General features: G+C 47.8%; 11 protein-coding genes. 4 read left to right on the top strand and 7 right to left on the bottom strand.

What is annotated here, in order from left to right:
• The first annotated feature begins 2 nt into the window (after nucleotides 1-2).
• The 3 genes from K5Q02_RS11385 (at nucleotide 3) to K5Q02_RS11395 (ending at nucleotide 2449) form a co-directional block, all read left to right on the top strand.
• The gene (locus tag K5Q02_RS11385; protein ID WP_225839262.1) at nucleotides 3-434 is read left to right on the top strand and encodes a hypothetical protein; all 432 of its coding nucleotides are present in this window, start codon (nucleotides 3-5) and stop codon (nucleotides 432-434) included.
• A gap of 71 nt (nucleotides 435-505) precedes the next feature.
• On the top strand, nucleotides 506-1069 hold the full coding sequence (locus tag K5Q02_RS11390) for a hypothetical protein (protein ID WP_225839264.1): 564 nt from the start codon (nucleotides 506-508) through the stop codon (nucleotides 1067-1069).
• Between the two features lie 432 nt (nucleotides 1070-1501).
• Nucleotides 1502-2449: a hypothetical protein gene (locus K5Q02_RS11395; protein ID WP_225839266.1), complete on the top strand. Its 948-nt coding sequence runs from the start codon at nucleotides 1502-1504 to the stop codon at nucleotides 2447-2449.
• A 78-nt stretch (nucleotides 2450-2527) separates the two neighbouring features.
• Here the strand turns inward: K5Q02_RS11395 and K5Q02_RS11400 are convergent, their stop codons facing one another.
• Both K5Q02_RS11400 and K5Q02_RS11405 read right to left on the bottom strand, forming a co-directional pair.
• Entirely contained in the window at nucleotides 2528-3406 is an 879-nt protein-coding gene (locus K5Q02_RS11400; protein ID WP_225839268.1) for a hypothetical protein, read from the bottom strand.
• 1341 nt (nucleotides 3407-4747) lie between these two features.
• A complete protein-coding gene (locus tag K5Q02_RS11405) occupies nucleotides 4748-5290 on the bottom strand; it encodes a recombinase family protein (protein ID WP_225839270.1) in 543 nt (180 codons plus the stop codon).
• A gap of 162 nt (nucleotides 5291-5452) precedes the next feature.
• Here K5Q02_RS11405 and K5Q02_RS11410 point away from each other — a divergent pair, with 162 nt between their 5' ends.
• A complete protein-coding gene (locus tag K5Q02_RS11410; RefSeq protein WP_225839272.1) occupies nucleotides 5453-5734 on the top strand; it encodes a hypothetical protein in 282 nt (93 codons plus the stop codon).
• Between the two features lie 958 nt (nucleotides 5735-6692).
• Here the strand turns inward: K5Q02_RS11410 and K5Q02_RS11415 are convergent.
• The 5 genes from K5Q02_RS11415 to K5Q02_RS11435 form a co-directional block, all read right to left on the bottom strand.
• A complete protein-coding gene (locus K5Q02_RS11415; protein WP_225839274.1) occupies nucleotides 6693-8894 on the bottom strand; it encodes a tape measure protein in 2202 nt (733 codons plus the stop codon).
• Nucleotides 8895-8981: 87 nt separating this feature from the next.
• Nucleotides 8982-9257: a hypothetical protein gene (locus tag K5Q02_RS11420; RefSeq protein ID WP_225839276.1), complete on the bottom strand. Its 276-nt coding sequence runs from the start codon at nucleotides 9255-9257 to the stop codon at nucleotides 8982-8984.
• Nucleotides 9258-9259: 2 nt separating this feature from the next.
• Nucleotides 9260-9550: a hypothetical protein gene (locus K5Q02_RS11425; protein ID WP_225839278.1), complete on the bottom strand. Its 291-nt coding sequence runs from the start codon at nucleotides 9548-9550 to the stop codon at nucleotides 9260-9262.
• A 157-nt stretch (nucleotides 9551-9707) separates the two neighbouring features.
• Nucleotides 9708-10955 carry a hypothetical protein gene (locus tag K5Q02_RS11430; RefSeq protein WP_225839281.1) on the bottom strand — a complete coding sequence of 416 codons (1248 nt, stop codon included), beginning with the start codon at nucleotides 10953-10955 and terminating at the stop codon, nucleotides 9708-9710.
• Nucleotides 10956-11290: 335 nt separating this feature from the next.
• On the bottom strand, nucleotides 11291-11761 hold the full coding sequence (locus tag K5Q02_RS11435; RefSeq protein WP_225839283.1) for a hypothetical protein: 471 nt from the start codon (nucleotides 11759-11761) through the stop codon (nucleotides 11291-11293).
• Nucleotides 11762-12284 lie beyond the last annotated feature (523 nt).

The raw sequence follows: 12284 nt of genomic DNA on the forward strand, positions 1-12284 counted from the left end.
TTATGCAGATGACTGAAGTGGCTTTTGGAGTTGTGATCGGGGTTGTAGGCTCTCTAATCGCAACGGCAATAATCGCTGCGTATCTTAAGGGTAAGCAGAAAAATATAAGAAGAAAAATTGAGGAGCTTGATTACGAAGAGAAATTCATTGAAAAAATTAGCAAGGGAAATGTGGAGCTGATTAGGTCAGGGTTTCGTGTTTTTTCGCTCTGCTTGTTTATGGTTTTTATGTCAGGTGCAGTGGTCTTGGCGACGAACCTGTTTCCGTTTCCTCAGCCTCTTAAAACCCTAATATACATGTTTGCAATAGGTGCTTGGGGAGCTTCAGCTGCATGTTGCTTTTCGTATTTCCAGTCTTTAAGAAGCTTAAGTGATCTCAAAAAAACAAAAGAAAATATATCCACTAAACGTTTGAAGCTTTCTAGTAGGCTCTGAACTTTTTAATTGGCTCAGTCTTAACCATATAGTGTTAGTCATTTCTCGTTAAGAGGCATGCTGGAGGTTCTATGGATGCCGGACAAGTTCTAAGTCTCATTGAAATCCTGGCATGGCCATTTACGGTGCTTGTCATTGCCTCGGCCTTAAGGCCAGCTGTTCTAAAAGTTATCGCGCGAGTAAATGCGGTAGAGGCTGGTGGCGTCAGAGCTGAATTTGGAGCTATATTACTTGAGACACGGCAGACAACTGAAGAAAACGGATTTTTAAGTCAGTCTAGGGCATACGATTCTAAAGGCGGCCAATTGCAGCGTCTAGCAGAGCTTTCACCAAATGGAGCTGTGGTAGACGCTTGGCGTGAGGTTGAGCTTGCGGCGATATCTGCCGCATTGCATGCCGGGCTATCTGTGAGAGGAGGGAAAGGCAGGGTATCAGGTAATGCCTCAGTTAAAGAGATGCAAACCAAAGGGCTCTTGAGTCAATCCACGTATGAACTTTATGTTCGGCTAAAGGAACTGAGAAACAAGGCCGCCCATAGTTCGGAGGTGATAGCGGCAGCTGATGCTAAGGAATACGCGTTAGCTGCTCTGGATTTGGCGTCAAAATTTCGCGAGCATCCTGGCGGCAAGGATTGATGTTGGCGTTCTGCGGGAGGCTTGAATCCATAGGTTTTCTTGTGTAGATATAGGCTCCGGTTTTTTCTTATTTCCTGAGCTTTGCATAATTTTATCTTAAGTGCGTCCGATGCTTGACAGTGCACCTGTGGTGCCAAGCTTTAAGTGCTAGTGATCTTGGTGGTAACACAATTGTGATTGTCAGTACTCATTAGTCATCATGAACACCGCGCCAAAATAATAGTTAGTTGAATGCCTAAGCACTATTTCTTGGAAGGGGTCAATTCTGAAAGAGTGACGATGGGAACAGTTGTCTCTACCCTGTCTGATAGTGCAAATGTGTTTACTTAGATTGTGAGCGATATAACAAGTATATGCCAGCAGTGGGCAAATTTTACAGGCTGGATTCCCCCTGCCGATTTACTGTTTGAGGTTTAAATTCAAGGATTTTATATGGGCAAGGAAAAGGTATTCAACCTCTTCATTCTGTATGACGATAGCGAGCGAGTCTTGTTTTTCGGTCATGTTGTACATGAGATTGAAGGGTCAGACGAAGATAAAACGGATTTTCTTAGAAGGCGTGTCGAGGTTGACCTCAGAATTGCAAAGCTTGAACGTGCGCCCACCGGCATGACCCTTGGTACTGTAAACGCCCATGCTAGGTTAGGTGACGTGTATAAGTTGTTTGCACATGTATTTGCTGAACATCCTGTAAATCAGCCTATTTTCTGTGTTACTCCGGTAGTAAACGGAGTCATTAAGGTTGATTATCAACAAGCTGATCATGAACCGATAGATATTGCCGATGTTGATAGAAAGTTAGGCAATAGCGAGATGCAAGACTGGCTAATGCGTTATCACATTGATGGCAGTTTGCATCTGACGCAGCTGATAAATGATGACTATTTTGAGGCGATCAAGATTCTGTTTAACAAGGGTATGTACGTCTCGGCGACTAAGCTTCTTGTGTCTTGTATTGATAGCTTGGCTTACGTTGAGTACGGCGGAACAAAAGATAACGTATTCGTCACTTGGTTAAGTAAATTCGCTGACTTAACCCCCATCGGCATAACGCCAGCGGAGCTTTGGGAGCATAGAAATGGGTTGCTACACATGAGCAACCTTGAGAGCAAGAAGGTAGCTAAGAAGGATGTCAGACGCATATCTTCATTTGTTGGGAGAAATCCTTTTGGCTCTCACATGACAGCTGGAGATGTCCATTACTTCGATCTTCATCAATTGATTTTGATCATCGGTAATGCTATTGGTAAATGGCTAGAAACTTACAGCGTCGAGCCTTCTAAATTTACTGCTTTTGTTGAACGCTACGATAAGGTTATCTCAGATGCTCGACTAGGGCGTTTGGTCTGGGAGGAGTCGGGCCAACAACCCCAAGTTTGAAAATTTGACTGCAAGAAACGGGATTCTATTCGCCCCGTTTTCTGACTCCTGCGCTCAAAGATCGCAGGTTGGCGTTGCCTATTGCTTGCCACGGCCTCTCTTCGGCTCAGGGGCTCTTGCTTGTGCCAATGCTGCCATTCCTTCTTTCACTTCTTTAATTTCGTAGTAAGGGATTTTAGGGATTTTAAGATATGTTCTATCTTTTATAGCGCACTTAGGATGCCAATTTTTCAGGGTTGGGGAGTTTGGTGGGTATAAGTTGATGAGAATAATGTACCCATCAACCATGAAGTAATAGTGCACCCCTTCTTCTGGGGAGTTTCCTCGCCCAAAACTAAGGCCACTCATCACACCGTCAATAACAGATTGAGGGATGTTGTCTTGGGGATCAATAATCCTGGTAGCAGAGATTTTGATGAAATCGTCAAGCCGAATGTTGTTCTTCAATGAGATATTAAGAGTTTGTAGTCTCAAGCATGGATTAAGAATTTTATTGGCACTTATCAGAGAATGTATTTCTCTGAAGTTCTTTAGCGTGGATACCGAGGCTCGCCAAAGAATGCTTATAATAAATAAATAATATTTTTCATACTGGAAGCGGGTGATGAATACGAAGTCTTCATTTTCGCAAATATTTTTCTGGTTGATGAATAGCTCTGTTCCGTAGTCTTCATATGTTCTCTGGAAAAATTGTTCGCACTCGAAACATAAGAGACGCTGAATTTCATCACCATTAGATGATCGGGCTATGGGGTCTGAGTCAACAGTAACTCTATAAAGCTGTGGGTCGCCGTCTTTTATTCTTCTGAAGAAGGCTTTGGGGATTATGTGGGAGTTGCAGAGGTTTTTATTCTCGCCGCAAAGCTTGCACGGTCGTAATGCAGGATTATCTTTTTCCAATTGACCTCCCGCCGAAACAGAGCCAAACACTAGCGTCGTAGTCTGCCATAAAGCCATAGAGAAATATCTGGCGGGCCAGAAGCTCGCTACGTCGAGGCGACAGCCGATTATCTCTCTACCTGAGGTGTTAACTCACCCCTTTGAGAGCACTCCTAACCGTCTGCTGACAGAAGGGGAGGGAGCCAGAAGGCTCCCATGCCCCTACTCGCGTTCCTCAAGACTTAAAGTAGTTAATGATCGCGGCGGCTAATGAGATTAGCGCCGGCACGATACTAAACAGGCGATCCTGCCACGATTTTCCAGGGGGCTGGATTGGGTTATGCCTTGATTTTCGCTTAGGTTGAGGCGGAATAGCTGCTGCACGGCGCTCGCGGCGGCGTGAACGGGGACGGCGATTTTTTGCGGGCATGAGTACATGCTCCCAGTTCGAAAAAAGGAAAGGAAAAGACAAGATTTTTCGAGGTGTGGGAGATCAGCGAAGGCGGTGCTTGTAACCGCTCAGCTCGGGGCCGTCGAGGAAGAGGGGAGTACGTAGGACTGCTTGAAGGGAGCGAGCGAAATGAGCACTTAGCTTGGCCAGTGCCTCTAGAGTAGATTCAAGAGCGTCAACCCAGAACTGTAATTCCTGCCGCAGTGGTCGAGGGTGGGTTCAGGGTAGAAGCTGCAACTTTCATATCTGCTGATGATTACGCGTAGGCGGCCGGCTTGTCGGGTCAGCTCTTCTCGTTGCACACCGCGAACTGGCGAGCTGCTAAATGCTCTCCGCTCGTGAGTAGCATTGTTTCTACTTGATAGGTCGTTTAGTGCTGCCTCTCTATTAAGTCTTGCAAACTCAGCTTTCAGCTCAGTAGTGACGCTATCGAGCAATGGCTCGGCATCAGCACACGAGCTGTCTTGTCTAGCCATTGGTGGGTGATCATCCATTAGGATTCTCGCTGTGTTGAACCTCTTTAGGTTGAAGCCTCTTAAAGATAGCCCCTCAGACCTACAGCGGACAACACCTTTTCCGTGTCAAGACGCTATACACCTGATCCTCCGTCTGGTGCGTGGCCTGGGGAACAACCTTGCTATTTCCCCCGCCGAAATGGGGTTCTGTTCGGCCCGTCCTCTGGTTCTTGCACCGGAAAATATCAATGCTTCGCTAGAGGAGCGCCACTTAACACAGCCCACCCAGGCCACTGCTGAGCGCTGGTCTTTCTAAAATATCAGAGGGGGCGACACTGTGTGTCTTCCTAGCAGGCGTTGTGAGGTGCGTTAGCACAGCCCTTATCGATGGTATTGGGAATCGACGTAGACGTCTCACGCGCGCTGTCAGGGCGTGTTCTGAGCGGGATCAGAAGGCTCTAATGGAGTCAGTTGGGAGAGCTGTGTTTCATTGGCACAGCCCATCATTCGAAGTCAGGCAGGGCGCATAGCTCGTTGCACTGTCGAGAGGGAGACGCCAAGTTTCTCTGCTGTCTTGCGGAATGACAAGCCAGCAGTAACCTCTGCACGAATCGAATCATCATCAATCGTCTTTGTACGTCCCTTGTAGACCCCTCTGGCCTTGGCACCTGCAATACCTTCCGCTTGACGCTCCTTGATCATCGAACGCTCAAACTCAGCAAAACTACCCATCATCGAAAGCATCAGTTTCTGCATTGGGCTGGCTTCACCAGTGAAGTGCAATTGCTCCTTGTGGAAGCGCACAGCGATACCCTTTGCGGTGAGGGATTCGACCATACCCAGAAGGTCGGCCAGGGAGCGGGCTAGCCGGTCGATGCTGTGAACATTGATCGTGTCACCTTCTCGCACGTATCCAAGCATGGCCTGGAGCTGGGGGCGATCCGTGGTGGCTCCCGATACCTTGTCAGTGAACACCTTGTCGAATTGCAGGCCATCGAGCTGACGGGCTGTGTTCTGGTCAACCGAGCTAACGCGAATGTACGCAACCTGAGCCATGACCTGCCTCTTTGTATTCAATTGGGTCTAGAGGTTGTCATGTTATGTGTATTCATTATCTAAAGCAATCCTAATGAATACGTTTTTCGTATGGCTTCTGTAGTCACGGATGAATGGTCGTATGGCTACACTTGAATGAATACAACCAGCAGGAGGTGATGCATGGGCACGGAATACAAATTGATTATCGAAGGAGTGGTGGTTGCATCCGGGAGAGTCGAGGATGTGGAGCCTAGTGAGCTGATCAAGGGGGACAACTGGATTGTTGCTCTGAGAGATCTTGGGGATCAGGCTAACGTCGCGATCTTGCATGAAAATGGTATGTATCACCCCAGAACGGATATTTATGATTACGCCCACCAGCAGCAGTCGAAAGCTGTTGTCTTGTATGGAGCACTCAACGTATGGAATCACTCTGAAGACGTAGCAATCATAAGACTGTAAACGCGAAGAGGCTGCCCGGCAGGAGCTGGATTTGTATTACGTAGAAAATTCCCTGTTGACTCGATATCGCGGCTCATGCATGCGGCATGTTTTGCTTCGTTTGGGTTATCTGGAGCAATTTTGCAAAAGGGGAGGGGAAAGCTGTCTGGTTTAACCCAAGGGAATCTGGGGGAGCGTAATTGCTGGGCTACAGACGGGCTACATAACCCAGACAAAAGAAAACCCCGCACATGGCGGGGCATTTTCTATGTATTTACAGGGTAATTTCGACGCTAGCGTCTCACCCCTTGATAGGGTGTTTTCTTGGCCTTCCCGGCCCACGCTTCACCGGCTCTGCGTAGACGCCACGGACGTGGGCTACGCCAGCGAAAAGCTGGTCTACAAAGACTTCTTCCTCGATTTCGTCGTGGAGGGTGGATAGTCGTATAGGTGGGTGTATGGCATATCGATTGGCAAGCCAATCATGGTGCTGTTGAGGTGTTGTATCCATTTTGAGTTCCTTTGTCTGTCACGAGCGTGACGAGAGAATTTAAGCTCCTAAGCGCGAATAATCTGGCGATAAGTTACGCCCAAGAATCGGGACACTTTTAGGAGCAATAGGTGGGAGTAGGCGTTCAGGGCTTCTTTGCATCAGTTCCGATGTTGAAAATGCTGCCAGCGCTGATGATTCCGCCAGGGCCTGGGACTTCGATCTTGTTGGTTCCTGCACTAATTGTTGTCTTACTCTGACTAAGGTATGCCGGGTTGCAGAACGCTGGTGATCGGATGATTCCAGCCACCTCGGATACCCTCAGTGACTGGTGATCGATTGCACGTAACAACGTCGATTCTGTGTGCTGGTGTTGAAACCTGACAGCCTCGATGCGTGTAGTGATCTCGCTGGTGTTCCAGCAGACGACCCCCAGGAAAACAAACAACACTATCGAATTGAGCACCTGCAAAACTGAGCTGAGGTGCTTCATCGCTTGGTTTCCAACAAGTTGACCTTCGTGATGGCCACGGTCTTATCGAACTGATAGCGCGAGGCCTCTACCGCCATCTTTTGAAAGCGATCCGTCAATTGGTCAGCGATCTCCTCAGCATTGGCACCTGACGCGGTAACCGCAACGTTGAACTGGTTGGTTGTGACGTTGTTGGTGTTCGTCGTGCTGGAGTCGATCAACTGCTGCATGGCCTGGGCTGGGTTCGTAGCTAACCGTTCCAGCATGCGAGGGCTGATTGTCGGTATCAGCGGCGATGGACGATCAAGGAACGGGATACGGGCTTCTGTGGAAAGCCCTGTGTCTTCCTGATCGCGTTGCTCCAGATGCTTCCGCCAGCGGTCACCAAGGCCAATGGCACCAAAGAATTTATCGATGATGGTTCTGAGCTGAGTGACAAGGAAGTCGAATGCGTCTGGCACTTCGCCAAGGATCGGTTCAAGCGCTGTCCATGCTGTATCTAGGCGCTCTGCGAGCGTTTCGAAATTGTCAGCTAGCTTGTCCAGGGCAACGCTACCCATGAACGTCACAACGTCTGTTAGCAGCTCAAGCAACGGCTCGATGTGTGTGACGAACTGATCGAACTTGGCACCAAGCTGGTCGAGGTATTGGATGGCTTTTGGATCGCCGGTAAGCTCGTTGATCTTGGATTGCAGCTTCTCGATCCACAGCACCATGCGCGTACTGCCATCGACGAAACGGGTTTCCAGTCTCAAGCTTGCAGATTCCAGCGTTGAGAATCCTGGGATCAATTTTTCAAGCGAAACCTGAAGACGTTCTTTAGCTTGGTAAAGCTCGACAGAGGATTGCTTGAGGGCGCCATCATTGAATTCAGATGTTCTGATGCTACGTTCCGCTTGCATGTTGGTGATGCGGTTGGCGGATGACTGAGCACTCTGTGAGATGAGGTCAAGACGACCTTCGAGGTTGGACTTGTCGTCCATCATCTGACCGAGCGTGATGAAGAATTTGTTCATCAACTGGCCGGTGATCTTGCCGTCACTCATGTTCTTAGCGAAATCACCCTTGGCTTTCTCACCTGTCAAGCCGGACTTCGTTACCGCTGCCCATGCCTGTACGCCCAGCTTGTCAGCACCACCGATACGTTCAGCAAACTGACCCTTCCATTCCTCTGCGTAGAGCTGGCCTTTCGAGAAGGCTTGTCCAATAGCACGCAGGGCACCTGCCATGTCGTCTTCTGTCGTCCCTGTACCACGGGCAAACTTCATGATGCCTTGGATGAGAGACACTGATTGATCGCGTTGCAGGCCAGCATCTGTGAGGTTCACAGCGCTCATGACGTATGGCTTGGCGATGGCACTACGAAGCAAGCCCAGGTCATCAACGAACTTGTTTAGGGCCTGTTCCTGCTGAGCTGCTAGGGCAGCATCACCACCAGTCAAAACACGCAGGTTGGCACGCTCTACAGCTCTTGTATCGCCTGCGGCTACGTCTGTCTTGGCAAACTCATTGAGCTTCGCTTGGGCAAGCACTGCGGCTGTACCCAAGGCACCTATGGCGATTGCAGCAGGATGCAGAGCACCACTAAACATGCCAAGGCCAGGAATCGAGGCACCAATACCACCACCAAGGCCAGCACTTGCAACCTGACCGAGCGAACTACCGAAACCACGACCCCCAGCACTACGCCAGATGCTATGGGACGGAGTAGAAGTGGGGGAACGGCCAGCAGGACTTCGCATCGAGCCAGGGAGGCGCTTGTTGATGCGTTCTTCAAGGCGTAATGCCGTGATACGTGCACGATCAGAAGCAGCCTGTGTGCGTGCTTTGGTGGCTTCAAGGCGGCTTGCTGCTGCACTGGTACGCAACTGCTCTTGCTGGAGCTTTAAACGACCCTGCTCTTGTCGAAGGCTGAATGCCTGGGCTGCTTGTTCGGTTTTCAACCTACCCAGGCTTGCACGATGTTCAGCTTGTGATTGTCGGGCCTGCTGTGTTCCAGCTTTGGCCTGAAGGCTTTGAAGCTTCGCCTGCTGCTGATCGACAGACAGTTGGAGCTTCGAAGTTTTCAGCATCTGTTGAAACTGGGCTTGTGTTAGTCGCTGTTGTTGTTGCAGTTGCTTTTGAACGTTGGCTGAGCCTTTAGGCGCCATGCCTAGCTTACGCTCCAAGCGTGTAGCTTGTTTCTCCAGTTCTCGCATTTTACGGTTGATGTTATCCATCATTCTTTCGAATCTAAGAAGGGGAGCGCTGTCAACATCAAACCTCAGCTTACCAACTAAGCTAGCTATTACTCTTTCTGACACGAATTATGCGCCCTTAGATCGTATGGTTAAAAATGGATCTGGTTTATTCACCCTTTCCCGCATTGCTGAAGCAAATCGATCTTTAGCCGCTTGATCAACTGTAATGCGAACATCATCAGGTAGAGTGTTCAAAAGGTGTCGATTGTCAGAGAACCAATCTTGTATCGTGATTGCCTGATCAATAGGCGTTGCTGTGTTAAACCATTGTGAAATGTCATGTACGTTAAGCTTTGGTTGTTGGTGATACTTGGCCTTCAATATTTCAGCTGTGTGATCCATTTCTATACTCCCATTCTCTGTTCCAGAAGCAGCTTGAAAACATCAGCTTGAGATTTTCTAGGCGACTTCGAAAGTTTTAGCTGAATGTCTTCGATGATGGCGTCGATGCTGTCGTATGCACTTCCGTGTAGTAATGGCTGACTGGCCTTATCAAGTAGCGCCTTAGTTACTGCGACTTCATCTTCCACGATAGTTTTTTGCAGCGCTTTAAGAACGATGGTTGCATTCTCTTGCATGCTTGGTGTGCCATACTTTTGGAGAAGTAACAGCTTTGTTCGATCTACGTTGCTCATCATTCATCTCCTTCTGACGCGTCGTTTGTATGTAGGTCAGCAACTGTTCTGAGGATTAGTTCAAGAGCTAGGTCAGGGGAATAATCAAAACGCTTTGCGTAGTGTTGAATAACAGCAAAAGCTTCGTCTGTGAGGTCTAGGTTATAAGATACGGTATTCATAATTTAAATCTCCATGTGTGATTGGTTTGTTTTTCTTTTGGCTTGTATAGTTCGAATATGGGTTCTTTGTCATCGTCATCATCGATGATGAAGGGGGCTAGATCAGGGTGTACTATGCTGTCAAACGCAGCTTCAAGCGCTGCAAGTTCGGCAAAATCCTCAGAGAGGAAAATAGCGCTCCTAGTTGGTTCAATCTGAGAGGCAGTATCGTCCTTAAAAACAGGGACAACTTTAGGAGCAATAGGCAGCACTAGGCTTTCAGAAGTGTGGTAAGTGTTGAGCACGATTAGAAAGTCTTTAACCTTTCCACCATGTAGCAAAATGAACTGAGCTTCTCTGAGAGCCTTCAGGGGAGCGAGAGCGGAGTTGTGCTCTGATTGAGACTTTCCACACCACTGCAAATCAAAGACCAAGGGCAGGATAGTTGGCATAGCTTCTAACCAAGGCTCGATAACTCTTTGCAGGTCGGGGCGATGCTGTGATAAGCGCTTGAGTTCTGCTAAGAACACGTCATTGCTGTTAATTCCAGCAACTGGAGCATAACCAGCTGACTTTCCAGTAATCTCAGCTTTCAACTTGGTTAGCGATGCTGTTGTCATCGCCTCACGTTCTGCAAGAGCTGGAACACGATCATCACTACATGATGCAAGCCAATCTAGAACTGCTTGGCGTCTAGCCGGTTGGAGTTTCAACTTAACAGCGATAGTGGCGGTGTACTCCTCACCAAGGTATTCGATGATCTTAGCAACTACCGATGTTTTGGAATCTTCTTTGCCCACCATCCATTTTGGTGATAGTGAGAAGCGGCTGATCTTGTGCCCAGCGCCAGCGATGAAACCGTTGCTGTGGCTGCTGTTAAGGTCGCGGTAACTCACTGTCAGGTTCTCGGCATGCATGGTGCCGACGTAGTGGGGATGGCTTGCGGGGAAGATATGGCATAAAGAAAATTGATCGTCTTCACCGTAACCGTTAGATTTTAGTGAAAACTTGTAAAGAGAAAAAAGTTTTTCTAACTCGGAAAGTGTTTTTGGTAGAACCTCAATCGTTCCACTTCTGCGGCAGGAATCTGCAAGATAATATATGAATGCGCTTGTTGAGAATCGATATTTTCGTTGATCATCTAGTTTCTTCGATCTTGCACGTTGAAATTGCTTCTTATGTGCCTCAGTACAGTATTGGGCTTTGGCTGATTTGAATTCAAATAGCTGGTTGCAGAATCGGCAAGGTTTGGTTTTGAGTTGCATATCTCATTCCTTCTGGATCATGAATAAAGTTGTATGTTCGTTTGCATTCGCCACTACAAAAAGGTTGAGGGCGTTTAACGATGATTTGTTTGCCACATTGGCGGCATGAACAAGTTAGGATTCGCATATTTAACCTCTTTGGTTATGGGCAGCTCATGCCGCCCTTTTGTATTCGACCTGACAAAAATAACTACAGAATGCACTGTCCTTCCGGTGGACACCCCCGCAGTTAATGCACTCTTGATCGTTATGACGTTCTAACTCAGCAGCATGCCAACTAACAATTGGCGTTGTATACTTGAAAGTCAGTTCTTTGTACTCTCTTGTCTTTGTCATTATTCAAATGCCCCAAGAGCGGCGAGAGCCTGAGCTTCCAACTTTTCTCTGAGTTTTGCTTCAGCTTCAGCTTGTTTTTTCTCAGCACTGCGGCGCTCTCTATCTAAAGACTCGCTAACTACTTTTGCAACATGAGCATCATAGAGTGATTTACGTTCAGCATTATATTCGGCCGTAATGCGGTCGCTGAGAAGTTTGATATCTGCTTCTTGTTCAGAGCTTGGCTTGAACATCATTGCAAAAGAGTAGCCGCTGGAAGCATTTACAGTTTCAGGAAGAAACGTGTATCCCTCGGACACTTTCTCAATAACATTTGTTATCAATGCGCCAGGGTAGTCTCCAGATACTAAAACACGGGCGCCTTCATGTGGAGCATGCGACACGGACTCCCTAGCTAAATAGAATTCACGTTCATTAGTGATGCGGTGATCAAGTTCTGCTTGGTTGAATTCATGGGTAATCTTGGACATTAAATTTTCTCCTGATATTGGGCGAGTTTGATTTGTGATAGGGCTTCTTGTACTTGTTTTAAAACTTGGTGCACTTCCTCTTTAAGAGAGCGTACCGTTATTTTTGGTTGTTTGGGTGCCGCTGGGTTTAGCTCTTTCTTGATGCGTCTGTGTCTCGCGACTGTACAGCGGTTGCTGCATAGAACTTTCCTAGGGTGTGAATCGAGTGGAAGAGTTGTTCCACATTCGATGCAGAGTTTTTCATGGGCCATAGTGGGCCTCCTTTCGAGTTAGGTTAGGTAATGTAATAAGGGGTAGATAAAACAAAGGCGACAAGAAGCCGCCTTTTAAAAACACAAGGAGAGAATGTGTTCGGAGAATTAATGCTAGCTTTATCAGCAGCGGCTAGCGCGCTTGCAATCGGTCATCACACCGGCTGATGGAAGTTTTTCAAGGTAGGAATGGCAATAAACAACTTCGGAGGGAACGGTATTCGTGACGAAGTCACCGTTGAACTTTTTTGCGAGGGAATATCGAGGAAACC

The organism is Pseudomonas sp. MM211, assembly GCF_020386635.1.
In the GTDB taxonomy this organism is placed as follows: domain Bacteria; phylum Pseudomonadota; class Gammaproteobacteria; order Pseudomonadales; family Pseudomonadaceae; genus Aquipseudomonas.

Bases quoted from the DNA above. Each gene is read 5' to 3' on its own strand.
- K5Q02_RS11435 (WP_225839283.1), bottom strand. From the start codon at position 11,761: ATGTCCAAGATTACCCATGAATTCAACCAAGCAGAACTTGATCACCGC.
- K5Q02_RS11385 (WP_225839262.1), top strand. From the start codon at position 3: ATGCAGATGACTGAAGTGGCTTTTGGAGTTGTGATCGGGGTTGTAGGC.
- K5Q02_RS11390 (WP_225839264.1), top strand. From the start codon at position 506: ATGGATGCCGGACAAGTTCTAAGTCTCATTGAAATCCTGGCATGGCCA.
- K5Q02_RS11430 (WP_225839281.1), bottom strand. From the start codon at position 10,955: ATGCAACTCAAAACCAAACCTTGCCGATTCTGCAACCAGCTATTTGAA.
- K5Q02_RS11395 (WP_225839266.1), top strand. From the start codon at position 1,502: ATGGGCAAGGAAAAGGTATTCAACCTCTTCATTCTGTATGACGATAGC.
- K5Q02_RS11415 (WP_225839274.1), bottom strand. From the start codon at position 8,894: ATGGATAACATCAACCGTAAAATGCGAGAACTGGAGAAACAAGCTACA.
- K5Q02_RS11400 (WP_225839268.1), bottom strand. From the start codon at position 3,406: ATGGCTTTATGGCAGACTACGACGCTAGTGTTTGGCTCTGTTTCGGCG.
- K5Q02_RS11410 (WP_225839272.1), top strand. From the start codon at position 5,453: ATGGGCACGGAATACAAATTGATTATCGAAGGAGTGGTGGTTGCATCC.
- K5Q02_RS11425 (WP_225839278.1), bottom strand. From the start codon at position 9,550: ATGAGCAACGTAGATCGAACAAAGCTGTTACTTCTCCAAAAGTATGGC.
- K5Q02_RS11420 (WP_225839276.1), bottom strand. From the start codon at position 9,257: ATGGATCACACAGCTGAAATATTGAAGGCCAAGTATCACCAACAACCA.
- K5Q02_RS11405 (WP_225839270.1), bottom strand. From the start codon at position 5,290: ATGGCTCAGGTTGCGTACATTCGCGTTAGCTCGGTTGACCAGAACACA.